Here is a 25,862-nt window from a genome sequence, read left to right as displayed (position 1 = left end):
AATCAGAGGTTTTGGAGCACAAAGTGTCGCAACGAAACTGGATGTTAGAGCTCGACAACCGAGCGGAGGACATCGCCCGCGTGCATCTTTTTGAAAGCACCATTGATGTCATCGAGACCAATTCGTTCGGTGACAAAAGCATTGAGATCTAGGCGCCCCAGCCGGTACTGGTTAACAAGCATCGGGAAATCTCGAGACGGCAAGCAATCGCCATACCAGGACGATTTGAGAGCGCCACCATGAGAGAAGACATCCTGGAAGGGAAGGGTGATCTCCATGTCTGGGCGTGGTACACCGACCAAGACCACGCGACCGGCCAAGTCACGGGAGTAGAAGGCTTGTTTATAGGTTTCAGGGTGACCGACTGCCTCAATGACGACATCGGCTCCGAACCCACCGGTCAGCTCTTGGATGGCAGCTACCGGATCGGTATTTTTCGAGTTGACCGTTTCCGTGGCACCAAACTGCTTCGCCTGCTCGAGTTTCCGATCTTCGATATCGACGGCGATGATCGTGGTAGCTCCGGCCAATTGTGCCCCGGCAATAGCGGCCATGCCGACACCACCGCAACCGATGACTGCCACAGCTTCCCCTCGTTTGATCTCGCCAGTATTGATGGCAGCACCGATACCTGCCATGACGCCACAACCCAGCAGTCCTACGGCAGCGTCAGAAGACTCTGGGACTTCATCGATTTTGGTGCACTGACCGGCGGCAACAAGGGTTTTCTCGGCAAAGGACCCGATACCCAGGGCTGCTTCGAGTTCGGTCCCGTCCTCCAGAGTCATTTTCTGGGTGGCGTTGTGGGTATTGAAACAGTACTTCAGATCACCCTTACGGCACGCGCGGCATTCACCGCAGACAGCTCGCCAGTTCAGAATGACCTTATCGCCGACAGCAACTTCGGTAACGCCTTCCCCAATTTCGGAGACGACAGCGGTGGACTCGTGGCCGAGAAGATACGGATAATTATCGCCTACGCCACCGGAGACATAACTGTAATCGGTATGGCAGACGCCGCAGGTTTTGACATCGACGACGACTTCACCGGGCCCAGGATGGGGGACCACGATGGTTTCAATGGAGACCGGGTCATCTTGGGATTTAACAACCGCTGCTTTGACGTGGTGGGACATCAGGGAAACACACGCTCCTCAATTGACGAAAGCTCAGTGTTGTGAGAGGGAATTTTCCCTTGCTCTCCATCTCATCACAGTTCGGCACCGAAATATAAGAGTTTGTTTATTATTGCTACCGCAAGCTGTGATCAGTCCTTCACCATGAACGCTTGAGCAGCTCGTGGCATACTGGCACCATGTGCGGACGATTTGTGATGGCTCGAGCGATCGGCGACTTAGTTGCAGCCGCAGGGGCTCACACCCCGGAAGAACAGCTAGAACTCCGTGAAGACTACAACGTGGCTCCGACCAAGGACGTAGCGATTGTCGTGGAGCGACCGGTCGAGGCAACGTCCGAAAACGCGGACGATTCCGGCGGACACGTGCGCCGGGAGGTTCATCTGGCACACTGGGGTCTGGTCCCTGGCTGGGCGAAGGATCTGTCCTTTGGGTCCAGAACGTTCAATGCCAGATCAGAAACGGTGGTCACCAAACCAAGTTTTCGTGCTGCCGTTCGATCCCAACGTTGCGCGGTTCCGGTCGATGGATACTACGAGTGGAAAAAGCTTCCCGGTACCACTGCACGAGGCACCCAGAAAAAACAGCCCTATTATGTGAGCCGCAAAGACGGTGCCCCGATCTTTTTTGCTGGGTTATACGAATGGTGGGCTGACCCTGAAATAGCCACCGATGATCCGCGTGGCTGGGTGCTGTCTACCACGATCCTCACCGGGGCTTCTCCGGAACCCGGTAGTAGCCCCGAGGTCCTCGACGAGCTAGCGGGACTGCATGATCGGTTTCCGTTGCCCATGAATCAGTTGACCATGGACCACTGGCTGGCGCCGGAGAAATTGACCAATGCTGATCAGGCCCAAGCTCTGGTCGATACCGTGGTTGCACAAGCCTACGACACAGCGGGCGACCAGTGGCAGATGCACCCGGTCTCGACCGCGGTCGGCAATGTGCGCAACAACGGCCCCGAACTGACTAAACCGGTCGAGACGCAACATCTTCCAGGACTCTAAGATCCTTCGCTTGGTCGCACACCCTCTTTTATCTACCAATCAAATGTTCTTATCTTGTCCCTGGTAGCCCGATAAGTTCAGTTGCAGTTAGAACGAATGTTCTCTTAGACTGGTGGTCATGATCGGCCTTCCCAACGATCATGTGCTTCCCATTTCTGCATATTTGGCCTGAGAACCAGGCTGATTGATTGGAAGTATGGTGAAAGAAGGCATCATCATGGGGTTGTTAACTCAATCTGTTCGGGTCGTGTGCACCACGGCCGGCATGCCCTTACATCTGCATCTCAAGGGCCGAAACTATACCGTGGTCGCTGAACCACAGCGTTGGTTTCAACGTTGCCGCTGGTGGTCCCAACAATCACGTTTTGTCGCTGGTAGGGGCCAAGGGATGATCGATCACGAAGTATGGCGCCTACAGATCAGACCCGCTATATCTTCGTCCACGCAACCGGTGATGACCGTGGATGTCTCCCATCATCTGGACTCCGGGCTGTGGAGGCTCATTAAGGTTCACGATGGTGCCCAGCTTGCCGAACGGGAAACCGCTTAGGGATGGGCATCCGGCATACCTCGCCGTTTCCCCATCTGAATGTTTCCAGCTCGTATAGTACGCACTACGGTGTGTCCTGGCCAGAAGATTTAGTGGCTGCAGCAGCTGCTGATGGGGCAGAAATTCTAGGGCTCACAGACCGTGATGGGCTCTACGGGATGGCAAAGCACCTCCGCGCATGTCTTGATCACGGGATTGCACCTGTGGTGGGAGTTAACCTAGCGGTCGCTGGAGATCATCCTGCACCGAAACCAGGCCGTATCCCACGCCATCGGTTAGGACGCCTCACTATTTTGGCAGCCGGTCATCATGAGGCCGGGTCATGCTCCTCACCTCATATGGGTGCTGGCTACCGTGCGCTGGTACGGCTGATCTCTCAGGCCCATGCACACACGCTGGGCGGAACCAGCGGGGGAGCCCCCTACATCACCGTCACAGAGCTGGCTGATGCCATGGGAGGCGGCTACTCTACTACGGCACCGGCACCGGATCTCTATGTTCTGCTGGGTCCAGAATCACCGGTCGGTCGCGCCTTTGCCCAACGGCGTTACCACGACGGGCGGAAGTTGCTACGTCAATGGCGAAATATCCTGCCACACGGTGGGCTGTGGATTGAGGTTGTCAGCCATCTAGCTCCGCCGGGGCAACGACTCTCAACCTCACACGCGGTGAAGTTTTTACGGGTTGCCGAAGACCTGGGACTTCCCTCGGTGCTCACCAATGCGGTGCGCTATGTTAGCCCCGATCAAGCAGCCACCGCCGATGTGCTGGATGCGGCCCGTAGCTTGACCAGTTTAGATCAGTTACACGATCTTCAGCCCACTGGCCAAGGGTGGCTGAAAAGCTCCGCACAGATGCACCAGCTGGCTGGCGAAATATCGCATCAGGCAGGTACCGGTCTGAGCGGAGCCCGTCAGCTGATCACCCGTACCCAAGAGCTGGCTCGCCGGTGTGTGCTGGATCCTCGAACCGATCTTGGATGGGGACAACCCAGGGTGCCAGAAACCGGGGTGATCGGTCTGAGCGCAGATCCCGGACGTGAACTCACGCAACGTTGTCGGGCCGGACTTACTCAACGCTTTCCCGGAGTGCCGGAACATTCCCGCCACGGAATTCAGCTGTCCCATCGCCTGCAACACGAGCTGAACATCATCCAGGACTTGGATTTTTCCAGCTATTTTCTCACCGTGGCAGAAGTGGTTGCCATGATTGAGAACATGGGAGTGCGTGCCTCGGCCCGTGGCTCGGGTGCGTCCTCGCTGGTCAATTACGTTTTACGTATCTCAGATGTCGACCCCATCGAACACGAGCTGATCTTTGAACGGTTCCTCTCTCAAGATCGGTCGACTCTGCCCGATATTGATATCGACGTCGAATCTGCCCGACGCCACGAGATCTACCGAGCGATCTTTGATCGCTTCGGTGACTCACGCACCACGTTAATGAGCATGCAAAACGGGTACCGAGTTCGCGGGGCGATCCGTGATGCTGGACGTGCCCTGGGCATGGAAGAACACGACGTCGATGCCATTGCCCAACAGATGTGGCGGTTTTCAGCCTCACATTTTCGAGAAGCCATGGAGACTATGCCAGAACTAGCAGAGTTCTCCCACCGGTTACAGGCCCAACGGAGCTTGGGCAATCACCAGCTGGACTTACTAGTTGATATCACCGAACGCCTCGACCGGTTGCCACGACACATCTCCATGCACCCCTGCGGGGTGATCCTCTCCGATTCCACCCTGCTCGATCGCACCCCGGTGCAACCTTCCGGGATCGATTTGCCCATGAGTCAGTTTGATAAACACGACATGGACTCGATGGGGCTGTTGAAACTGGATGTGCTGGGAGTGCGCATGCAGTCCACCATCGCCTACACGCTCCAGCAGATCCAGGAATCCACCGGGGAAGTCATCGACCTCGAACACGTCAGCCGCGATGATCGCGCTACCTTCGACATGATCGGTAGTACCCACACCCTCGGATGTTTCCAAATTGAATCACCGGGCCAGCGTGAGCTGATCGGCAAACTGGAACCCCGAAACCTCAATGACCTGATCATTGATATCTCGTTATTTCGCCCCGGCCCCATGAAATCCGACATGGTGAGGCCTTTCCTTGATTTCCGCAACGGAGATGCCCCGGCGCACTATCCTCACCCGGCGCTACAAGGGATTCTGGAAGAGACCCACGGGGTCACGGTATTCCATGAACAAATTCTGCGCACCCTGGATACACTGACCGGTTGCGGACTGGCCCGAGCCGATGAGCTACGTCGTCAACTCGGCTCGGAGCAACAAGACAAGGTTGAATCCTATTTTCGTTCCCGGGCACACCAACGAGGTTGGGACCGCGCAGTCATCGACGAGGTGTGGAATACCCTGGCAGCTTTCGGGTCATTTGGGTTCTGTAAAGCACACGGGGCAGCCTTCGCGGTGCCGACCTACCATTCAGCCTGGCTAAAAACCCATTACCCCGAAGCCTTTATGGCTGCAGTACTCGAACACGACCCCGGTATGTATCCGCAACGTGTGATGGTCGCCGAAGCCCGCCGGTTGGGTATCCCGGTGCTTCCGGTCGATATTAACCGGTCCACTGAGCACATGCACCTGGAATGGGTGCCCGACCAAAAGCGTTGGGGCATCCGGCTGTCGCTGACGACGGTCTCGGGCATGAGCGCGACCGAACGAAAACGTCTCCTCGCGGCACGACCCTATACCACCCTGGCTGATGTGCGCGATCGCTCCGGACTCCATCGCCGGACCTTAGAACACTTAGCACAGCTCGGTGCTCTCGATGCTCTGATCACCCCGCACGGGCTGTCGCGGACCGATCTGGTGCACTATCTGCAACACCAACATGCCCGACAAGACTCTGCCACAGGAGACCTGTCGGGCCGTCGAGTCCGCAAACCGTCGCGTCAAATTCCCGGGCAACTGGCCTTTGAACTTCCCGACACCGAGCTGTCGAGCCTGCCGGCACTGTTTCCTGCTCCGACGGTAACCGAACAGGTTGCGACCGAATTAGATCTCACCGCCTTGGATACCACCGCGCACCTGATGCAATCCCACTACCCGTATCTGAATGCTCTGGGCGTGACCCCAGCTGACAAACTGTTGAGCCTGCGCACTCAATCTCGCGTGTTGGTTGCTGGAGTTAGAGTTGCTACTCAAACTCCGCCGATGCGTAGCGGACGTCGGGTGGTGTTTATCTCTGTCGATGACGGGACCGGACTCGTTGACACCACGTTCTTTACTGAGGCCCAACATAACTCCGGCAACCTGCTGTTTGGTTCCCGTCTCTTGCTCATTGAAGGTACGACACGTAGAACCGGTCGCCGAGCGGTCAATGTGCAGGCTGTTCGGGCTTGGGACCTCCATGACCGGCAACGTCTGCCCGACCCGGACTACTTAGACAAAACCCGAGAGCAATGGGCCGCCTGGTTAGACCGTGACCGCAAGCTTCCGCCGCTGAAGGTCATACCCCACCATGCCCGGCCCATTCCCGTTCCAGATCCCGAGACGTGGGAACCCACGCCCCTTGACAGCACTCCACAACCATGATCTCAGGACACAAACAAAAACGAAGGGACCACCATGTACCTGAGCACACCAGATCAACCCATTAGCCTGGCTGCTCCCAAAAACATCGTCTACGCATTCCAGCAGGCCTGGAATCAACACGACGACCACCACTTAGCCAAACTGTTTGTTGCTGACGCCTCATTCGTTAGTGACACCGGATTGTGGTGGACAGGCCACGACGAGATTCAGCGAGCTCACGCGGAAGACTTTCAGGGCCCCCTGCGGGCGGCAAGCATCATCGTCGGCCGGGTCGAACTACGCATGCTGGGCGACCGCCACGCCATGGTCCAGGCCCGCGTCACCATGACCGGACACCACGATCGCACAGTACCGGCTGATCACCCCCGTCGCATGATCATGAGTTTCGTCCTCGCCCGAACAACGCATTCCTCACCGGAGTCAGCGACCACCGGTGGAGCACACTGGCGTATCGTCTCCGCGCACCAGACTGATCTCACCACTCATGGTCTCGCAGCTTGTGTCGATGCCGGCCCTACTGGGCTCTAACGGGAATACTGTTGTCTTATGATGAAGACTTCATGGCTGGTCTTGACCGCCGGACTAATGCTGACGGTGACCTTGGCAGGCTGCTCGAACGATTCCCAGGAGCCGGAGGAGCCCGCGAGCCCAGAATCAGCCACCACTGCCTCAACTCCGAGTCCGTCACAGACGGTTATGGACAGGCCATCAAACACGTTAAAGCCGGGCGAGAAAACGCTGACTGACAGCAACAGTCCGTCAGCAACCGACCAGGACACGTCAGGGGATCAGCCACCGCTGAGCTCCGGTGTTCAGGAATCTGAGGGATTCCCGGACTCTTCCCAGGGTGACGGCCTGTATGCCACCGGTGTGCGGTCAGCGGTCCACGAGGGGTATGACCGCATTGTCATCGACCACGCCGGGAGCGGAACACCGGCCTATCGGGCTGAATACACCGATCACCCACTGGCTCCAGGTATTGGGGAACCCATTCCGGGAGCCGAGGAGTCTTCCGGCACCTATTTAGAAATCAATCTCACCGGCATGGCCTCCCACGATCAGGTTGACGAAGCCCAGGCGCTACAGAACGGGCATCGGGTGACCTCCCTGGATGCCCAAGTGGCCCAAGATGTGGTGACCTACTTACCCTGGGAGGCCACCTCGACCTATTACATTGGCGTGGACCAACAACGTCAGTACCGCGTGCAGGTTCTCGAAAATCCCAGTCGCGTGGTGATTGACCTCGCCCATGACTGACAACACTCAGCGAAATAGGGGAGAACCCGGGGTCAGGCGTAGAATGTGCTGTGGTTGTTTGGTGGTCCCGTATGCCATCAAAAACTCAACCTGACATCAAGGAGGAACAGGCCTGTGGCCGAAATGAACCAAATCACGATCACCGTTGATGGCGAACAACGTGCGGTGGGCGCAGAGACAACCGGTACCGAACTCTTCGTCGATCAAAAAACCACGGTGGTCATGAAAGTCAATGGCGCATTGCAGGACCTGTCCCGCACCATTCCCGATGGTGCCGACGTGGTGGCTGTGGACATCACCGACCCTGAAGGTCTCGAGGTATTGCGTCACTCGACCGCACACGTGCTGGCCCAGGCTGTTCAAGAGCTGTATCCCAATGCAAAGCTGGGTATTGGCCCCTACATTACCGACGGGTTCTACTACGATTTTGACGTCGAGGAACCTTTTACCCCAGAAAACCTGAAGGCTCTGGAAAAGAAAATGCTGAAAATTGTCAACCAGACTCAGCATTTCCGTCGCCGTGAAGTCACCGAAGCGCAAGCCCGCGAAGAGCTGGCTCACGAGCCCTATAAACTCCAGTTGCTCGACAAACAGCACGAAGCCGATACCACCGGCGAAGGCGCCTCAGTAGAGATTGGCGCCGGCGAAATCACCATCTACGACAACATCGATCACCATGGTGAAACCGTCTGGAAAGATCTCTGCCGTGGACCGCATGTGCCGACCACCAAGCTGATCTCCAATGCTTTCGCCCTGACCCGCGCCGCTGGCGCGTACTGGCTGGGGAATGAGAAGAATAAGCAGCTACAACGCATCTACGGTACCGCTTGGCCGACCAAACAGGATCTGAAAGCCTACCAGGAACGCGTGGCTGAAGCCGAGCGTCGTGACCATCGTAAACTCGGTGCCGAACTAGACCTGTTCTCTTTCCCCGATGAGCTCGGTTCCGGTCTTCCGGTCTTCCACCCCAAGGGCGGAATTATTCGTAAGGAAATGGAAGACTATTCTCGGACCCGCCACGAAGAAGCCGGCTACGAGTTCGTCTATACCCCGCATATCACCAAACAGCACCTGTATGAAGTGTCCGGCCACCTGGACTGGTATGCCGAGGGGATGTTCCCGCCGATGCATGTCGATGAAGAGCGGGACCCAGAGACCGGCGACGTCACTCGCCAGGGCCAAAACTACTACCTGAAGCCGATGAACTGCCCGATGCACAACTTGATCTTTGCCTCTCGTGGCCGGTCCTATCGTGAACTGCCGTTGCGGTTATTTGAGTTCGGGTCGGTCTATCGCTATGAGAAATCCGGTGTCGTGCACGGTCTGACCCGCGTGCGCGGGATGACACAGGATGACGCGCACATCTACTGCACCCGCGAACAGATGAAAGACGAGCTGTCCAATACCCTGAAGTTTGTGCTGGACTTGCTGAAGGACTACGGGCTCGACGACTTCTATTTGGAACTGTCGACTAAGGACCCCGAGAAGTTCGTGGGATCGGACGAGATTTGGGAAGAAGCCACCCGCACCCTGGCCGAAGTGGCCACCGACTCCGGTCTGGAACTGGTTGACGATCCGGGTGGGGCTGCCTTCTATGGACCGAAGGTCTCCGTCCAGGCTCGCGATGCCATCGGACGCACCTGGCAGATGTCGACCATCCAGCTGGATTTCAATCTGCCGGAACGTTTCGACCTGGAATACCAGGCAGCCGACGGCACCCGGCAGCGTCCGGTGATGATCCACCGCGCGCTGTTCGGCTCGATTGAACGCTTCCTTGGCGTGCTCACCGAACACTACGCGGGTGCTTTCCCCGTCTGGTTAGCTCCCGAACAAGTCATTGCCATCCCGGTTGCGGAGGCATTCAATGACTACTTGGACACCATTGTGCAACGGTTGCGCGAGCGCGGTATTCGGGTGCGATTGGATGATTCCACCGACCGATTCCCGAAGAAGATCCGCACCGCCTCGAAGCAGAAAGTTCCCTTCGTGCTGATTGCCGGGGGAGAAGACCAAGAAGCCGGTGCGGTCTCCTTCCGGTATCGGGACGGTTCCCAGGACAACGGGGTGCCGATCGATCAAGCCATTGAACGCATTGTGCAGGCGGTGGAGACTAAAGAGCAGGTTTAAATCATGACGGATAACCAACAGACTCCTCACCCAGAAGACGCCGAGGTGACCGATGGCTTTGAGCTGCCGGGAACCCCGGACCGGCTCGATCGGTTGTGGACCCCACACCGGATGGCCTACGTCAAGCGTGGCCAGGGACAAGTCAAGGATGAAGCAAGCTGTCCGTTCTGTGCTGGCCCCTCACGTAGCGATGAGGACTCCCTGATTGTCGCCCGGGGTGAGCATTGTTATGTGTTGATGAACCTCTATCCCTATAACCCCGGGCACCTGTTGGTGTGTCCGTACCGTCATGTTCCTGACTACACGGACCTAACCATCGAAGAGACTGCCGAATTCGGACGTCTCAGCCAGATTGGCATGGTCGTGCTCCGACGGGTTTCACGAGCCCAGGGGTATAACCTGGGGATGAACCAGGGCAAGGTCGGCGGTGCCGGGATTGCGGCCCACCTGCATCAGCACATTGTCCCGCGGTTTGGCGGAGACGGGAACTTTATGCCCATTATCGCCCAGACTAAAGCACTGACGCAGACTCTGGCAGAAATGCGCGAGCTCATCGCCGAGGATTGGCCGGAGGCGACCCAAGAATTTGACCACCACCAGTCGCAGTCCGGTCACCAGACCGATGCCGCTGACCGTTCACAATGAGGCGCTATGACTACTTACACCCCTGCCGAGGACGAATCCACGCAGAACCCCCTGAGCCTGGGCGAGATGTTCTTGCTGTTATGCATCGATGATCGTGGAAAATTGTTGGCTTCCAAAAACATGGTGTCGTTGGCCTTGGCCGGAGCTGAATTAGCGGACCTTACCCGCCGTGGCCTGCTGACTGTCACGCAGGACCTGGTCATCCAATCAGAAGAGTTTTCTGGAAGTGACACGCCGCTGGCGCGAATATCCCAGGTCCTAGAGGATTCCCCTGAGAATCAGGACGCCGAACAGTGGATCTACCGGTTCGGTCGTACCGCGCTGTTCGATGCGGTGTTGGCTCAGCTCGAAGAACGGCAGATGGTCGAAGAGCTCAACAAAAAAATATTGGGCATTTGGCCCTGCACCCGGTACCGGAAGTGGGGTGCGTTCGAGAACGTCGACATTGTGACGGTGCTTCGCGGAGCGTTATTTGAAAATGAGCCTGTGGATCTCACCACCTGGCCGGTGCTGGCGCTGATGAACATGACCGGCATCTTAGACCAGGTCTTCCCGAACTTCAGCGCCGATACGGTCTCGCGCGTGCTGTATACCCGCCCGGGCATGACGCAGACCTCGGTGACTGAATCTGTTGCCGAGGTGTTGCAAGCCACCGAAAATGTCCTGGCAGAACACCTCACGGCAACCCGTGGCGGGGCCTCCGGTTTGCCCGGCACCCGTGACCTGCGTGGCAAGGACTAAGAAGCACCAACTGCCACAGACCGTGAAGAGACCAAGGTTGGCTTTTAGGTGAGCTGTTCGGTGATATTACGCTTGATGCGACCCAAGAGCGCGCTCATGCCACGCAAACGCAAGGGTGTGAGTGCCTTAGTCAGACCCAGCTGGCTGGCCATATCATCGGGCACGGCCAGAATTTCGGAGGCTTTGAAACCGGAAATCCCCTGAAGGACCACTGAGGCGAAACCGCGGGTCGTGGGTGCCTCCGCTGGCGCGGAAATCACCAGAGTCACCTCGGGGTCTTCTCCCTTACCGGTTTCAACCGCCAAAAATAGTGGGGTCTGGCACTCTACAACCTGTTCCATCTCGTCCTCGTGCCCGGCGTATTTTTCCGGAACCTCCGGCAACTCCTCGGAGAATTCAAAAAGTAATTCCAGACGGTCTGCCTCGGGAACGGCCTGAAAATCGTCGATGATCTCCTGTAGCGGGGCGGGATAGGTTGCGGTCATAACACCCTTTCAGCAACGAAGGACCTGCCGGCGCTGATCTGGGCCACCGGCACCGCTCCATTCTACGCCGATGGCACCTGTCATCCTAACGACAACAGGTGCCATCACTGTGGGCTGAGCAGACCAGATCCGGTTCTGAATCTGACCTAGTGCGACCGTGGGTCGGTGCCGGGTTCTTCGCCTTCTACAATCGGCACACCCACCGAGTTACCCCACTCTGTCCAGGAGCCGTCGTAGTTCCGCACTGAATCGTAGCCGAGTAGGTACTTCAGCACGAACCAGGTGTGGGAAGAACGCTCACCAATACGGCAGTAGGCAATCACATCATCGGTATCACCGAGTTCAGCCTGCTGGGTGTAGATCTCGCGAAGTTCCTCGACCGATTTGAAGGTTCCATCCTCGCGGGCTGCCGAGGCCCACGGCACCGACTGCGCGGTAGGAATGTGTCCACCGCGCAGGGTTCCTTCTTGCGGGTAGCCGGCCATGTGGGTGGTCTCTCCGGTGTATTCAGCGAAGGAGCGCACATCGATCAGGGGGCGATGGCCAATGTGGTTGAGCACCTGGGATTGTACCGCACGGTTGGTGGTATCGTCGCGGTCCACAACCGGGTACTCGACGGCGCTGACATCAGGCTTCTCCTGGGTGATTTCGCGTCCTTCGGCAATCCACTTATCCCGTCCACCATTCATCAACCGAGTGTCTGGGTGACCGAAGAGCGTGAATACCCACAGTGCGTAGGCAGCCCACCAGTTGGACTTATCGCCGTAGAACACCACGGTGGTGTCGCGGTCGATCCCTTTGGAACCGACCACCTCGGCGAACTGTTCTGGCGACGCGAAGTCACGAGTCACCGGGTCATTAAGTTCGGTGTGCCAGTCAATTTTGACCGCGCCAGGGATGTGGCCGGTGGAGTACAACAGCGTGTCTTCATTGGACTCCAAGATCACCACGTTGGGATCATCTTTGTGCTGGGCAACCCACGCGGTGGAGACCAATTTTTCCGGGTGGGCGTATTCACTGGACTCGACCGGGGGAGTGTTTTGTGTCTCGCTCATCGTGGTTGCACCTTTCCGTTGGGGTCATTGACTCACGTCACTGTGTGGGTTTAACCCTAATCTTCGACGATGGTCGATGGCAGGGCCCCGGGGGTGTTTGCGTCATACAAAGTCATAGGATGCAGGTGCGCTCGTCGGGACGAAACAGGATGTCTTCTGGCAGATGTATCGGGGCGAGAAGTTTTCGGGGTAGTGTCGTGACAGGAAACTTCACTGGTTTCTTCTCATCATCGTTTCCTACCAGAAGGGCCTGTTCCTCGTGACCGAGATTGTCCGCTTGGCCGAACGTCAACCCCAGGTATCTGCCGAACAACTGCTGGCAGGATTCCACCCCTCCTATCGCTTTGGTGAGGTGTCGTTCGAGACTTACATTCCTGATGATCGGTATCCATCTCAGGCTGAAGCGGTCAGTCGTCTGAAAAAATTCGCCGAGTCCATCTCCGGTTCCGGTTCGAACACCTCCGGAGGGTTCCTCGGTTTATTTGGGAAGAAAAAGAAGAAGGACAACCAGCCTGCCGGCCTGTACCTTGACGGTGGTTTCGGTGTAGGGAAAACCCACCTGTTGGCCTCACTGTGGCATGCGGCCGGAGGCGACCATAAAGCATTCGGTACCTTTGTGGAGTACACGAACCTGGTCGGGGCACTAACCTTTAGCAAAACCGTTGAGGTGCTCAAACAGTACTCACTGGTGTGCATCGACGAGTTCGAACTCGATGATCCCGGCGATACCGTGCTGATGTCGCGTCTAATGCGTGAGCTGGCCGATGCCGGGGTGAAACTGGCGGCTACATCCAATACTTTGCCAGGTGCACTCGGAGAAGGACGCTTCGCTGCCCAAGACTTCAAACGGGAGATTCAGGTATTGTCCTCTCAATTTGAAGTGGTCCGCATTGACGGTGAAGACTACCGCCACCGCGGTCTGGAAGAAGCCCCCGACCCGGTGGAGGATGACAAGATTGAACACCTGGCCCAGGAGAACTTCCCCGAAGCCCACGTCGTGGCGGTCGACGATTTCGCAGCGTTGATGAAAAACCTCTCACAGGTTCATCCCTCCCGTTATCGCGAAATGGTCAAGGATATCGACGTGCTGGTGCTCCACGACGTGGAGACCATTACCGAGCAGGCGATGGCCCTGCGGTTCGTGGTGCTGGCCGACAGACTCTACGATAAGGACGTTCCGGTTATCGCCTCCGGTGTGCCATTCGACCAGCTGTTCACCGAGGAGATGATGAACGGCGGGTACCTGAAGAAATATTTCCGAACGGTCTCGCGCATGACCGCGTTAGCACGGGAAGGTGTGCTCGGCCAAACCGAAGCAAAGTAGACCCGGTTTCGGCACCGGCGGGGGTTGCAGAGACAAAAGCAGGCTGGTCACGATCTCGCGTGACCAGCCTGGTGTTGGAGCGGATGACGAGATTCGAACTCGCGACCCCCACCTTGGCAAGGTGGTGCTCTAGCCAGCTGAGCTACATCCGCATGAACCATCCACCGGTTCAGTGCGCGATACTGGACTCGAACCAGTGACCTCTTCCGTGTCGAGGAAGCGCGCTAACCAACTGCGCCAATCGCGCTCAGATGCCGTGGCCATCGACCACAGTATCAGAACTTGAACACTCCCTATACTACTGGGTTACCACCCTGTCCGGGGGAGCATCTGAGGTGGGGACGGGAGTCGAACCCGCGTAGACGGCTTTGCAGGCCGCTGCCTCACCACTCGGCCACCCCACCAGGGTGCTTGTTCTGCGAGCGGATGACGAGATTCGAACTCGCGACCCCCACCTTGGCAAGGTGGTGCTCTAGCCAGCTGAGCTACATCCGCATCAGAAAACCGCGTCCGGAGCCCCGGGGGCGATTTCCAACGAGTTGAAACTCTATTACACAAACTCACGATTCGTCCAATCGAGCACCAGTGGCGGTGTGTCGTGAGCGGGATCCTGCGGTGTTTAGCCCCCAATAGACACCTTCGTATGCCCCCGTGAGCCCACAATGATGCGGCAGACCCAGAAAGGACGCGTGAGTGTCGTGTGATCAAGCGCTCATGGGCACCACTGCACCAGGGCGCGATCGTCACGACTCAATCTGGAGCTGTCGGTGGTCATCGGCGACAATGGTGACTATGACTCAACCCCTGTTGGCGCATCAAACACCTGCCGGACGTATGTATGCCCGAAGTACCCGGGATGCTCCCCAAGTTCCGTCCATCACCACGGTCATTGCGCAACAGCCAGCTGACCTGACCGGTTGGGCCAGCTATATGGCCACCCAGGCACTGATCACAGATACCCGATTGCCACAGGCGCTTGGCTCCGGGCCCAAACTCAAAGCGCTCGCTCGACACGCCAATGAGGCCGCCAGCCAGTACCGCGACCAGGCAGCCGAACGTGGTGACCGGGTGCACTACTATGCAGAACAGGTGGCCCGCGCACAGCTGGGTCAATCTCATCAGGTGCCACAGGCTCGTCAACTGCTGGTCGAGCACGCAGAGACTGCTTTCGCGGACCGGTTCGATGAGTGGTGGGAAAACTATCAGGTCCGCGCTCTGGCCGCTGAAGTCACGGTGTGGAATCACACGGTCGGTTATGCCGGGACGTTGGATCTGGTGGCCGAAATTGGTGGCCGGATCTGCTTGATTGACTACAAAACCAAAGGCACGACCCGTGATGGGCGGGTGAAGCCACTGGATGAAAAAGTGGTCATGCAATTGACCGCCGGCATGAAAGCCGAAGAATCCTTACGTGATGCCGACCAGGGTAGCTGGGTGCCCTGGGAATTTGGGCATGACGCGGTGCTGTTGGCGGTGGCCCTGGGCGAAACCGAAGCAGTGGCCTATCAAGCCCGCCCCGAGGTGCTGGCCGATCACTGGCGCAAATTCTGGTCACTGCGTCAAGCCTGGGAGTACGCCCGCGTGGTGGAGAACACTCCTCCTGCGCTACGACCCATTGCCCCGCCGGCGAGCGCGCGCTAGGCCGTGCGCCCAGATCGGGATAGGGTGGCCTGGTGACTGTTTTAGCTTTACGCACGGTACCAGACCCGGTCCTGAAGACTACCTGCCGAGAGGTTGATTCGGCTCGTTTCGGAACCGACAAACTACGACGTTTGATCACAGACATGATGGAAACGATGCAGGCGGTCGATGGTGTCGGGTTAGCCGGCCCCCAGGTCGGGGTCAGCCAATCGTTATTCGTCTTCGACGTGGAGGGTCGGCAAGGTCACGTCATCAATCCTGTCCTCGAGGTCAGCGGTGACGTATTGTACGAGCCGTCGGAAGGTTGCCTGTCGGTACCGGGACTGTTCTACGCGCCACCCCGGCGCGCAGAAGCGACAGTAACCGGACTCAATACTGAAGGCCAGGCAGTGACCTACCACGGGCACGGCTTGTTCGCGCGGATGCTTCAGCACGAAACCGATCATCTGACCGGTCACCTGTTTGTGGATCGTCTGCAGGGCGAACAACGGCATCAGGCGCGCCGGGCGATGAATACCAAACAGTTCAAGGCTGACACCGCCCAGACCCAGCATCAACGGGCCGAGCAGATCGGCTCGGCGTTTATGCGCGAGGGTCACTCCGCCGGCCTGCACTTGGCCCCGAGCCTGAAGCAACATACCCCCGGAGGAAAACGAGGCTAGGATGCGCATACTGTTTGCCGGCACCCCGCAGCCCGCGGTGACCGCGCTGGAATCCCTGCGGGCTACGATCAGCACTGACGTGGAGATCGTTGGCGTTTTGACCCGTCAGGACGCCCCCACTGGACGACGCAAGAAACTCACGGCCTCACCGGTGGCTGATTATGCCACGCACCACCGGCTACCGGTCATCAAAGCCAACCGGCTCAGTGGTGTCCACGGCCAATCCGTGCTGCCCCAGCTCGATGAGCTCCAACCCGATCTGGGTGTTGTGGTGGCCTACGGGGCGCTGCTACCGGCAGACGTGTTGGCGCATCTTCGTCTGGGCTGGATCAATCTACACTTTTCGCTCTTGCCCGAGTACCGTGGCGCGGCCCCGGTTCAACAGGCCATGATTGACGGTCGGTACCACACGGGAATGACGGTATTTCAGCTCGATGAAGGGCTCGATTCCGGAGCCGTGTGGGCCAGACAAAACTACACCATCGACCCGGAGCAAACCGCAGGTGCAGTGCTGGAAGACATGGCAACACGCGGAGGAGAGCTTCTCGCACACACCGTGGAGACGATCTCGGCCGGAACGGTGACGCCACGAGCACAGACCGGGGACTCTAGTTACGCCCCCAAGCTCTCGGGCGTCGATGGTTTGATTGATGCTAACCAGCCGGCTGAGCGCGTGCTCGCCCGGATTAACGGCACCACCCCGGAGCCGGGCGCTTGGGGGATGCTGGTCACCGACAACCTCGGTCCGACGGCAGACGGCGGTGACGAAGACCCCACGGCTCAAGCAGTGCGAGTCAAGCTCGGCGGCGCACGTCAAGTCACCCCGGAGGAGCCGACTGCATCCCAGGCCGGTACCCTCAGCGTGCGAGGCAAGCGCGTCGTGCTGAGTTGTGCGGAGGGAAGCGTCGAAATTACCGCAATCCAGCCGGCCGGGAAGAAAATGATGCCCGCCATTAATTGGGCTCGCGGTCAGAACGCACCGGTCAGACTCCTGACTACCGCGACCGCCCCCGATCTATTCGTGGCCAGCACAGGGAAGACAGATCAGAGACGATGAACACTGCATACCAAGACAACTCGGCTGCTGAACCACGTCGTGAACGTCGAAACCGGCAGGGACGAACTCGCAACCGTGGTGCCTCGGGCAAGAAACGGCAGTATTCCTCCCAGGCGCCCTCGCACCGCAACCGCACCGCAGATCCGGCGCGGCTAACCGCTTACCAGGTGGTACGTGCTGTTTCGGCCGATGATGCCTACGCAAACTTGGTGCTACCGCAGTACATTCGGCGCAACCGGCTGAACAAACGTGACGCCGGGTTCGCTACAGAGCTGACCTACGGTAGCCTGCGTTGGCAGGGTAGCTACGATGCGATTCTGGCCGAGTGTGTGGACCGGGAATTGGACAAGCTTGATCCCGAAGTGCTCGACGTGTTGCGTTTGGGAACTCACCAGCTCATGCATATGCGGGTCCCCACCCACGCCGCGCTGGACTCCACAGTGGCCCTGGTGCGAGACCAGATTGGTGCCGGACCGTCCGGATTGGTTAACGCGGTGCTACGCAAGGTATCGCACGCCACCTTCGATGAGTGGCTGGAAAAGTTGGCGCCCGGTGACGGTGACGATGATCTGGCCATCCGGTATGGGCACCCACGCTGGATTGTTCGTGCGTTGAAACAAGCTTTGGTGACCCACGGCCGATCCGCCGGTGAGCTGGTGCAACTCTTGGAGGCCGATAATCTGGCCCCCGATGTGAATCTCGTGGCACTTCCGGGAATCGGAGAACTTCAGCCAGTATTGGATCACGGCGCGGAACCCTCAAGCTTGGCCCCGGATGCGGCCACTTTTTCCGGTGGCGACGCCGGCAAGATCCCCGGTGTGGCTACCGGAGCTGTGCGGATCCAGGACGTCGGCTCCCAATTGGCTGCCCGCGCCCTGGTCGAGGTTGCCCCGGTCGGGGAGTGCGAACGATGGTTAGACATGTGCGCCGGTCCGGGCGGTAAAGCCGCGCTGTTGGCGGCAGAAGCCCAACGCGCCGGTGCGCACCTGGTGGCCAATGAAGTCTCCGAGCATCGATCGCGCCTGGTGGGCCAGGCTCTGGCACCGGTGGAAGGCTCGGTCTGGGAGCTGGTCACCTACGACGGTCGGGAACTCACCGACGGACTGGCACAACACGGAGCACCCGAAACCTTTGACCGCATTATGCTCGATGCACCCTGTACGGGGCTGGGTGCTCTACGCCGCCGTCCGGAGTCGCGGTGGCGTCGCACCACGCAAGATTTGGCGGTGCTTTCTCAGTTGCAACGGCAACTGGCTGATGCGGCCGTGGAGTTGCTCGAGCCGGGGGGATACCTGGGGTATGTCACCTGTTCTCCCCATCAGGTGGAAACTCAGCTCCAAGTCCAGGACTTACTCCAGCGCCACCCTGAGTTGCGACTGGTCGATACGCCGGCAGCGGTTCTGCGGGCCGCCACCGACCGGTTGGAGCGAACCAGTCTGACTCCCAGTGCCGAAGGACAACCGGCAACCGCCCAGCTGTGGCCACACCTGCATCACACCGATGCCATGTTCATTGCGTTGATGGCCAAAACCGACGGGCCTGACTAGGCTAAGAGTTTCCCGCCTCCACCATCACACTTCACCTCATCCGCACCCGACACATCAGAGAGAGCACCGTGACAATACCGCAGATTCATCCCTCTATTCTCTCGGCCGACTTTGCTCGGCTCGGCGAGGAACTGCAGAAAATACCCACTGCTGATGCGGTGCACGTCGACGTGATGGACAATCATTTTGTTCCCAACCTGACCATCGGCTTGCCGGTGGTCCAGGCAATTCGTCGGGCCACGAATCTAGGACTCGATATCCACTTGATGATCGAAGACCCCGACCGATGGGCCCCAGCCTACGCCGAGGCAGGCGCGGAGTCAGTAACCTTTCATGCCGAAGCCTCAGCGGCCCCGATTCGCTTAGCACAGCAGTTACGTGCGACCGGTACACGGGCCTCGATGGCGTTGAAACCAGCCACCCCCATAGAGCCGTACCTGGACATGCTGGGAGAACTCGACATGCTGTTATTGATGACTGTCGAGCCGGGCTTTTCCGGCCAAGCATTCCTCGAGATGGTCCTGCCGAAAATTCGCCGGGCCCGCCAGGCGATCAGTGCGGCAGAACTACCGGTGGCCCTGCAAGTCGACGGGGGGATTAATGCGGAGACCATTGAACGTGCGGCAGCAGCAGGCGCCGACACGTTCGTGGCTGGTTCGGCGGTTTACGGGGCCGAGGATGCAAGCGAAGCCATTGATCAGCTACGCATCCTAGCTGCCCGAGGCCACCGATGCCCTCAGACCCCATCGCGGAGCACAGCGAGCTGACTGGTATGGATTGGTTCATCGACGTTTTCGACTGGACGATCCCGATAGCCGGTGGAGGTCTACTGGTCCGTGAGGTCGTGGGGAACCTGTTCGGTCTGGCCTCTGCGCTGGGTGGTATGGTCCGTCGGGTGTGGGCGTGGCCGGTGGGCATCATCGGCAATATGTTGCTACTGACCGTCTTTCTTGCAGGTGTTTTCGGTGGGGAAGACGCGGTTAATCTACTCGGTCAGGCCGGTCGCCAAATCATGTTCATCGTGGTGTCGATCTACGGATGGGTGCAATGGCAGCGATCGAAGAAAGAACGTGAAGCAGGACGAGACGACTCAGAATCCACGGCGATTACCCCACAGTGGGCTTCCTGGCCGGTGCGTCTGGGATTAATTATTGCCCTGGTGGGAGGCACCGCCGCCATCACACCCCTGTTTAGGCTCTTGGGATCCTATGAACCGGTCTGGGCAGACACCTGGACATTTGTCGGCTCGCTGTTAGCGACCTGGGGAATGGCCAAAGGGTGGGTTGAATTCTGGCTGATCTGGGTCGCGGTCGATATCGTCGGGGTGCCCCTGCTGTTTTCGGCCGGGTATTACGCAACCGGATCGATGTACATCTTCTACGGTGCGTTTACGTTGGCAGGATTCTTTGTCTGGGCCCACGCCAGAGCCCACGAGAAGCCCGAAATAGAAACTCGCATGCCGGACCCCACTCTGCAACCCGGGTCTCATTCTGACGCATCGGATGAGCGCTAACTCACAAGCGAGGAAAGCCAGGTAGTCTAAAGGGGTGAAATCCTTCGAAGAACTCTTTGCCGAACTCACTGAGAAAGCCCACAGTCGCCCAGAAGGCTCCGGCACCGTTGCTGAACTGGACCGGGGGGTACATTTTATCGGCAAGAAAATCGTCGAAGAAGCTGCCGAGGTATGGATGGCTTCAGAATATGAAACCGATGCCGAAGCCGCTGAGGAAATGTCGCAGTTGCTCTATCACGTTCAAGTGATGATGATCGCCAAAGGCCTCACGCTCGAGGATATCTACCGGCACCTCTAAGTCATCTCGGGACTACACCAAGGAGAAAACACACCCATGTTGCGCGTCGCTGTGCCGAATAAAGGCTCCCTATCCGAAGCAGCCCAAGCCATCTTTCTCGAAGCTGGCTACCGGCAACGTCGAGACCGTAAAGAACTCGTCATGGTCGACAACGACAATCAGGTCGAGTTCTTCTATCTCCGCCCACGCGATATCGCCGTCTATGTGGCCGACGGTAGCCTGGACATCGGATTGACCGGTCGTGACCTTTTCGTCGATGCACAGGTCAGCGATACCGCCGAGGAGATCATGGCCTTGGGTTTCGCCGAGTCGACTTTCCGGTTCGCAGCACCTCACGGGCACTTCACGAACGTTCAGGAGCTGGCCGGTAAACGTATTGCAACCAGCTACGACGGGTTGCTTGCTGACTACCTGGATACGTTGGAGATCACCCCTGGCCGTATCGTTCACCTAGATGGTGCCGTGGAATCTTCAGTATCTCTGGGCGTGGCCGATGCGATCGCTGACGTGGTCGAGACCGGTAGCACTCTCAAAGCAGCAGGAATGGAGGTCATCGGTGACCCCATTATGCACTCCGAGGCCATCCTGATCACTCGCACGGGCCAACACCCCACTGGTCTGGATGTACTGATCCGCCGTCTGAAGTCCGTGTTGGTCGCCCGTCGCTACGTGATGATTGACTACGACATCCGTCGGGAACATCTGAATCAGGCACTCACTGTCACCCCGGGCCTGGAATCGCCAACCATCTCCTCGCTGGCCGATGACAACTGGGTCGCGGTGCGCTCCATGGTGTTGAAAAAGGACATGAATAAGATCATGGACGAGCTGTACCAGCTCAAGGCTCGGGCCATCCTGGCCTCGGCCATTCACGCTATTCGGCTCTAGACCGGCGCCGACCCCACGCGCACCACGTCCCTGCTGTCCCCGAACTACGACAAGGAACTGCTTCGTCAATGTCAGTCGCTATCCGTATTATTCCCTGCCTGGACGTCAATGACGGTCGCGTGGTGAAAGGAGTGAATTTCACCGACCTGCGTGACGCCGGGGACCCAGTAGAGCTGGCCACCCGGTATAACACAGCTGGGGCTGATGAGATGACGTTCCTCGACGTGACGGCGACTACCGCCGACCGGGAGACCACTTACGAGGTGGTGCAACAAACAGCCCAGCAGGTGTTTATCCCGCTCACGGTTGGAGGTGGGGTGCGCAGTACTGACGATGTCGACCGGCTATTGCGGCACGGTGCCGATAAAACCTCCGTGAACTCCGCGGCCGTGACACGTCCGCTACTGATCAACGAGATCGCTCAACGGTTTGGCAACCAGGTGCTTGTGCTCTCGGTTGATGCTCGTCGAACCAGTGACCCGCAGGTGCTCTCTGGCTTTGAGGTCACCACCCACGGTGGTCAACGCGGCACCGGGATCGACGCTGTGGAGTGGGTGCGCGAGGCCTGCGACCGCGGGGTGGGCGAAATCCTGTTGAACTCTATTGATGCCGACGGGACTCAGCAAGGTTTTGACCTAGAGATGATCCAGGCGGTTCGTCCCCATGCCAGCGTGCCCCTGATTGCTTCCGGTGGCGCGGGTAAACCCGAGGATTTCCCTCCGGCCGTTCAGGCCGGCGCCGATGCAGTCTTGGCCGCCTCGCTCTTCCACTTCGGACCCCACGAAATGATTGCTCGGGTCAAGGAGCAGATACGACAGGCCGGTTTCCCGGTTCGGTGCTCAGGCCAGTGATTTCACTCCGTGTGCGAGGGTGAATGAGGTCTAGGCCTGGTCGATCAGTACCAAAGCGTGGTCGGTACGACCAAAAGCGTGCATCACCAATTCACCGGCCGGTCCGGTGATGTAGGTAAACTCCGATCCATTCTTGGCCACAATACGCTCACCGTTGGAACGCACCAGGGCGACTCCCACCGAGGACTTCTTATACTGCCACTTGGCGGTGTGGCTGAGTTGTTCAAAAAGTGCTGAAGCATAGTCCTGCGCGAGCTTGCGTGGTGCCCATCGGTTTTGGGCGCGTCGAATATCTTCGGTGTGAACGAAGAATTCCAGGAGATTGGAAACCTCAGCGAGTCGTTTTCCCGCGAAGGTGCGACGGAACGTGGTGGCGACTTTACGCGCGGTTGAGGGCTTCTGTCCCGGTTTCGGGCCCCGAGCAAATTGTTCGACGAGGCGATGATACTCGGCCACCGACGTGCACTGGTCACCCAACTCCATGGTGCGCTCATGGAGCTTCTCCGACAGCGGGGCAAACAGCAATCCAGCAGCCAGGGGGGATGACTCTCGCAGGTGCAAATGAGCAACCAAATGCTGGGTCTGCCAGCCCTCGCACAGGGTCGGCTGATCAGGTCCGGCCGCCAGGAGCGCCGAGACCAGGGCATCGCGGGATGCCGCTACAAAATCATCCGCCCCTGCCAGGGCACCAGACCCTTTTTCCGTCACACTTGGAACCTAGCATGTCTGATGTGAACTCGATAGTGGACAAGCCGTTTTAGACTAGAAGAATCATGAATGCTCCCAACCACGCACCAGACCGCGCTCACACCGGTGGACTCGACCCGGAACTCGCCGCTCGGCTGAAGCATAATGACCAGGGATTGATTCCGGCCATCGTCCAGTCCGCTGATACCGACCAGGTGTTGATGCTGGGATATATGGACGATGAAGCACTCCATCGGACGCTGACCACCGGACGGGCCTGGTACTGGTCCCGCTCGCGCGGGGAATACTGGTGCAAAGGCGAGACCTCAGGGCACATCCAGCAGGTGGTTTCCGTCTCCTTGGACTGTGATGCCGATACGGTGCTCCTGAAAGTTCACCAAACCGGACCAGCCTGCCACACCGGCACCACCAGTTGCTTTACTGACCGGGAAATCCCGGTGATCCAACACTAATGTCCGGTCACGTCGTTGTGATCATCACCCCTGCCCCGAAACCCGACCCGACCGAACCTAAACCTTAAGGAGACCCCCATGCGCGATGTGGGCGTCATCAGTCCCAGCCCTGAGGAGTTCCATGCCCTGGCCCAGCGCCACCGGGTGATCCCAGTTACCATGACGGTGTTGGCTGACGCGGTGACACCGGTCGGGCTCTACCAACGTTTGGCTGAAGACCGTGCGGGCACCTTCCTGCTGGAATCTGCTGCTCAAGGCGGAGTATGGTCACGGTACTCGTTTATCGGTGCCGCCAGTTCAGCCACCTTGACCGAACGCAACGGCCAGGCCCATTGGCAAGGACAACCCCCGGCCGGACTGCCCACCCAGGGCACCGCGCTGGACGTGCTGGCCACCACCCTGGATCAGCTGACCTCCGATGTCCGTGCCGATCTTGGCACTGAGGTGCCATACTTACTGTCGGGCATGGTGGGATACCTCGGGTGGGAAACCGTCAGGCACTGGGAGCACCTACCGAATCCACCGGTCGATGATCTGCAGTTACCTGAGTTGGCGATGAACCTCATGTCCGATGTCGCCATCCACGATCACGTTGATGGCACCGTGACCTTAGTGGCCAACGCGATCGATCCCACCGGGCTCCATCACGGAACCGATGAGGCCTACCAGCACGCCGTGTCGCGGGTCCGGAACATGGCTCAGCTGATCAGTGCACCCGCTGCCGAACCGGTGAGTGTCGCCCCAGCCGGCTGGCAGGGCGTCGACACGTTTGAACGGGTTAAACATTCCTGGGATGAATCCGAATTTCTCGCCACCGTCGCCGAGGCACAGGAAGCTATCGCTGACGGCGAAGTCTTCCAAATCGTGGTCTCGCGCCGGTTTACTACCGAAACCCAGGTCTCGGGCCTTCAGGTCTACCGTGCCCTACGGGCCATGAACCCCAGCCCGTATATGTTCCTCTACACCTTTGACCGTCCCGACGGTAGCGGCCAATTCCAGCTCGTTGGTGCCTCTCCGGAAGCGCTGGTCACCGTCAATGACGGCCAAGTGGTTACCCACCCCATCGCCGGCTCCCGACCTCGTGGCACAAGCCTCGACGAGGACCACCGACTGGCCGAGGAACTTTTGGCCGATGAAAAAGAACGCTCCGAACACCTGATGTTAGTAGACCTGTCTCGCAATGACCTGTCCAAAGTCTGCCGACCCGGCAGTGTACAGGTCGGACAATTCATGGAGATTGAACGGTTCAGCCATGTGATGCATCTGGTCTCCCACGTCTCGGGCACCCTGGAACCCAGCGTATCCGCGCTGGACGTGCTGGCGGCTGCCTTCCCCGCTGGCACCCTGTCGGGCTCTCCTAAACCCCGCGCCTTGCAACTGCTCGACGCATGGGAACCCCAAGCTCGCGGGCCCTATGGGGGTGTGGTCGGCTATATCGACTTTGCCGGCAATATGGACATGGCCATCGCCATTCGCACCGTGTTGCTCAAAGACGGGGTCGCCTACGTCCAGGCCGGCGCCGGAATCGTCGCCGACTCGGTCCCAGCCGCCGAAGCAGCAGAAACCGTGGCCAAAGCTTCGGCACCGTTGCGGGCCCTGTTTGCCGCTGAACAACTCCGTCACTACCGAGACGATAACCGTGATGAGGAACAGTAATGCTCGCGAAGATCTTTTCTCGTCGCAATACCGTGTTGCTAGTGCTCGCCCTCGGTGCGGTGGCCTTGATCTGTGCCACTCAAACCTGGGTACGTGCCACCGAGATTCCCCAAACGCTTGACGCCGAGATCACCGTCAGCGGTCAAGACGTCTCACCGGTGACTACGGCCATGGCCTTGGTCGCCCTGGCCGCCGCAATCGCGCTGACTATCGTCCGCACGGTGGGACGCTGGGTGATCGGTGTGCTGCTGATCCTGGTGGGCGCTATGCTGGCCTGGGCCTGCGGGTTGGTCCTTGCCGATCCCGTCGGGTCCATTCAACCCGCCGTGGCTGAATACACCGGGCTGGCTCAAGACCCCGGCCCGGTGCAGGTGACGGCGGCAGGTTGGATTTGTTTGATCGTGGGAATGGGGTTAGCCCTGCTCGGGGTAGTTGTGTTGGTGGTCGGACGCCATTGGTCACTGTCCAGTTCCCGCAAATATGAAAAAGCTACGACTACCGTGCAACCGGAGTCTGGAACCAGTGGCAGGTTGTCCTCGCCCCAACCGTCCCGCACAGCTGAAATTGATGCCTGGGATGAACTTTCCCGTGGCCAGGATCCCACCTGACGGGCATCCATCAGCGCCGGGCCAGACTGCCAACTCAGACGTAAACAACGACGTGTGCTGATGGCATCTGTTCCGATTAGTGGCAGAATAG

The 25,862-nt window shown here is 58.7% G+C and carries 24 protein-coding genes and 4 tRNA genes; 20 read left to right on the top strand and 8 right to left on the bottom strand.

Features of this window, described 5'->3' with window-relative positions; translation table 11 throughout:
- Nucleotides 1-44: 44 nt before the first annotated feature.
- Nucleotides 45-1,136 carry an S-(hydroxymethyl)mycothiol dehydrogenase gene (locus DYI20_RS06730; protein ID WP_110101017.1) on the bottom strand — a complete coding sequence of 364 codons (1,092 nt, stop codon included), beginning with the start codon at nt 1,134-1,136 and terminating at the stop codon, nt 45-47.
- A gap of 179 nt (nt 1,137-1,315) precedes the next feature.
- Here DYI20_RS06730 and DYI20_RS06725 point away from each other — a divergent pair, with 179 nt between their 5' ends.
- From DYI20_RS06725 to DYI20_RS06690, 7 genes are all read left to right on the top strand, one after another.
- Complete coding sequence (locus DYI20_RS06725; RefSeq protein WP_110101018.1) at nt 1,316-2,143, top strand: SOS response-associated peptidase; 828 nt, start codon at nt 1,316-1,318, stop codon at nt 2,141-2,143.
- 552 nt (nt 2,144-2,695) lie between these two features.
- The gene (locus tag DYI20_RS06715; RefSeq protein WP_110101019.1) at nt 2,696-6,256 is read left to right on the top strand and encodes a DNA polymerase III subunit alpha; all 3,561 of its coding nucleotides are present in this window, start codon (nt 2,696-2,698) and stop codon (nt 6,254-6,256) included.
- A 33-nt stretch (nt 6,257-6,289) separates the two neighbouring features.
- Complete coding sequence (locus tag DYI20_RS06710; RefSeq protein ID WP_110101020.1) at nt 6,290-6,784, top strand: YybH family protein; 495 nt, start codon at nt 6,290-6,292, stop codon at nt 6,782-6,784.
- 168 nt (nt 6,785-6,952) lie between these two features.
- On the top strand, nt 6,953-7,513 hold the full coding sequence (locus DYI20_RS06705) for an AMIN-like domain-containing (lipo)protein (RefSeq protein WP_146206426.1): 561 nt from the start codon (nt 6,953-6,955) through the stop codon (nt 7,511-7,513).
- 123 nt (nt 7,514-7,636) lie between these two features.
- Complete coding sequence (gene thrS / locus DYI20_RS06700; RefSeq protein WP_208392110.1) at nt 7,637-9,640, top strand: threonine--tRNA ligase; 2,004 nt, start codon at nt 7,637-7,639, stop codon at nt 9,638-9,640.
- Between the two features lie 3 nt (nt 9,641-9,643).
- Entirely contained in the window at nt 9,644-10,285 is a 642-nt protein-coding gene (locus tag DYI20_RS06695) for an HIT family protein (RefSeq protein WP_122549156.1), read from the top strand.
- Nucleotides 10,286-10,291: 6 nt separating this feature from the next.
- Nucleotides 10,292-11,026, top strand: coding sequence for a GOLPH3/VPS74 family protein (locus tag DYI20_RS06690; protein WP_110098244.1), 735 nt, complete (start codon nt 10,292-10,294; stop codon nt 11,024-11,026).
- Between the two features lie 44 nt (nt 11,027-11,070).
- On the opposite strand, the gene DYI20_RS06685 is transcribed toward DYI20_RS06690, so the two are convergent.
- Complete coding sequence (locus DYI20_RS06685) at nt 11,071-11,511, bottom strand: SufE family protein (protein ID WP_110098245.1); 441 nt, start codon at nt 11,509-11,511, stop codon at nt 11,071-11,073.
- A 146-nt stretch (nt 11,512-11,657) separates the two neighbouring features.
- Nucleotides 11,658-12,566: a sulfurtransferase gene (locus DYI20_RS06680; protein ID WP_110098246.1), complete on the bottom strand. Its 909-nt coding sequence runs from the start codon at nt 12,564-12,566 to the stop codon at nt 11,658-11,660.
- A 259-nt stretch (nt 12,567-12,825) separates the two neighbouring features.
- Here DYI20_RS06680 and zapE point away from each other — a divergent pair, with 259 nt between their 5' ends.
- On the top strand, nt 12,826-13,890 hold the full coding sequence (gene zapE, locus DYI20_RS06675; protein WP_110110083.1) for a cell division protein ZapE: 1,065 nt from the start codon (nt 12,826-12,828) through the stop codon (nt 13,888-13,890).
- A gap of 75 nt (nt 13,891-13,965) precedes the next feature.
- Here the strand turns inward: zapE and DYI20_RS06670 are convergent.
- The 4 genes from DYI20_RS06670 to DYI20_RS06655 all read right to left on the bottom strand — a co-directional run bounded on the left by DYI20_RS06670 (nt 13,966) and on the right by DYI20_RS06655 (nt 14,385).
- A tRNA-Gly gene (locus DYI20_RS06670) sits at nt 13,966-14,042 on the bottom strand.
- Nucleotides 14,043-14,063: 21 nt separating this feature from the next.
- A tRNA-Val gene (locus DYI20_RS06665) sits at nt 14,064-14,137 on the bottom strand.
- Nucleotides 14,138-14,223: 86 nt separating this feature from the next.
- Nucleotides 14,224-14,294, bottom strand: a tRNA-Cys gene (locus DYI20_RS06660).
- A gap of 17 nt (nt 14,295-14,311) precedes the next feature.
- A tRNA-Gly gene (locus tag DYI20_RS06655) sits at nt 14,312-14,385 on the bottom strand.
- Nucleotides 14,386-14,682: 297 nt separating this feature from the next.
- Here DYI20_RS06655 and DYI20_RS06650 point away from each other — a divergent pair.
- The 9 genes from DYI20_RS06650 (at nt 14,683) to hisF (ending at nt 22,347) form a co-directional block, all read left to right on the top strand.
- Nucleotides 14,683-15,531 carry a cytochrome gene (locus tag DYI20_RS06650; protein ID WP_110122660.1) on the top strand — a complete coding sequence of 283 codons (849 nt, stop codon included), beginning with the start codon at nt 14,683-14,685 and terminating at the stop codon, nt 15,529-15,531.
- Nucleotides 15,532-15,563: 32 nt separating this feature from the next.
- Nucleotides 15,564-16,193 (top strand): peptide deformylase, encoded by a 630-nt coding sequence (gene def / locus DYI20_RS06645; RefSeq protein WP_110101024.1) that lies wholly within the window; start codon nt 15,564-15,566, stop codon nt 16,191-16,193.
- A gap of 1 nt (nt 16,194) precedes the next feature.
- On the top strand, nt 16,195-17,250 hold the full coding sequence (fmt, locus tag DYI20_RS06640) for a methionyl-tRNA formyltransferase (protein WP_110101025.1): 1,056 nt from the start codon (nt 16,195-16,197) through the stop codon (nt 17,248-17,250).
- A complete protein-coding gene (locus DYI20_RS06635; protein WP_110101026.1) occupies nt 17,247-18,797 on the top strand; it encodes an RsmB/NOP family class I SAM-dependent RNA methyltransferase in 1,551 nt (516 codons plus the stop codon). The genes fmt and DYI20_RS06635 overlap by 4 nt, the downstream gene beginning before the upstream one ends.
- A 68-nt stretch (nt 18,798-18,865) precedes the next feature.
- A complete protein-coding gene (rpe, locus tag DYI20_RS06630; protein ID WP_110101027.1) occupies nt 18,866-19,564 on the top strand; it encodes a ribulose-phosphate 3-epimerase in 699 nt (232 codons plus the stop codon).
- A 5-nt stretch (nt 19,565-19,569) separates the two neighbouring features.
- Nucleotides 19,570-20,310 carry a nicotinamide riboside transporter PnuC gene (gene pnuC, locus DYI20_RS06625; protein WP_122549169.1) on the top strand — a complete coding sequence of 247 codons (741 nt, stop codon included), beginning with the start codon at nt 19,570-19,572 and terminating at the stop codon, nt 20,308-20,310.
- Nucleotides 20,311-20,344: 34 nt separating this feature from the next.
- On the top strand, nt 20,345-20,608 hold the full coding sequence (locus DYI20_RS06620; protein WP_122549155.1) for a phosphoribosyl-ATP diphosphatase: 264 nt from the start codon (nt 20,345-20,347) through the stop codon (nt 20,606-20,608).
- Nucleotides 20,609-20,644: 36 nt separating this feature from the next.
- Nucleotides 20,645-21,496, top strand: a complete 852-nt coding sequence (gene hisG, locus DYI20_RS06615; protein ID WP_110101029.1) for an ATP phosphoribosyltransferase — start codon at nt 20,645-20,647, stop codon at nt 21,494-21,496.
- Nucleotides 21,497-21,564: 68 nt separating this feature from the next.
- Nucleotides 21,565-22,347 (top strand): imidazole glycerol phosphate synthase subunit HisF, encoded by a 783-nt coding sequence (hisF, locus tag DYI20_RS06610; RefSeq protein ID WP_110101030.1) that lies wholly within the window; start codon nt 21,565-21,567, stop codon nt 22,345-22,347.
- Nucleotides 22,348-22,377: 30 nt separating this feature from the next.
- Here hisF and DYI20_RS06605 read toward each other — a convergent pair whose 3' ends face one another.
- Entirely contained in the window at nt 22,378-23,055 is a 678-nt protein-coding gene (locus DYI20_RS06605; RefSeq protein ID WP_110101031.1) for a TIGR03085 family metal-binding protein, read from the bottom strand.
- Between the two features lie 65 nt (nt 23,056-23,120).
- On the opposite strand from DYI20_RS06605, the gene hisI reads away from it, so the two are divergent.
- The 3 genes from hisI to DYI20_RS06590 all read left to right on the top strand — a co-directional run bounded on the left by hisI (nt 23,121) and on the right by DYI20_RS06590 (nt 25,771).
- Nucleotides 23,121-23,507: a phosphoribosyl-AMP cyclohydrolase gene (gene hisI, locus DYI20_RS06600; protein WP_110098258.1), complete on the top strand. Its 387-nt coding sequence runs from the start codon at nt 23,121-23,123 to the stop codon at nt 23,505-23,507.
- Nucleotides 23,508-23,585: 78 nt separating this feature from the next.
- Nucleotides 23,586-25,163, top strand: coding sequence for an anthranilate synthase component I (locus DYI20_RS06595; protein WP_122549154.1), 1,578 nt, complete (start codon nt 23,586-23,588; stop codon nt 25,161-25,163).
- Nucleotides 25,163-25,771 carry a Trp biosynthesis-associated membrane protein gene (locus DYI20_RS06590; RefSeq protein WP_110101033.1) on the top strand — a complete coding sequence of 203 codons (609 nt, stop codon included), beginning with the start codon at nt 25,163-25,165 and terminating at the stop codon, nt 25,769-25,771. Before DYI20_RS06595 ends, DYI20_RS06590 begins: the two co-directional genes overlap by 1 nt.
- Nucleotides 25,772-25,862: the final 91 nt, after the last annotated feature.

Source organism: Auritidibacter ignavus (genome assembly GCF_003703835.1).
Classification (GTDB): domain Bacteria; phylum Actinomycetota; class Actinomycetes; order Actinomycetales; family Micrococcaceae; genus Auritidibacter; species Auritidibacter ignavus.
This window is presented reverse-complemented; position numbering and strand designations above follow the sequence as displayed.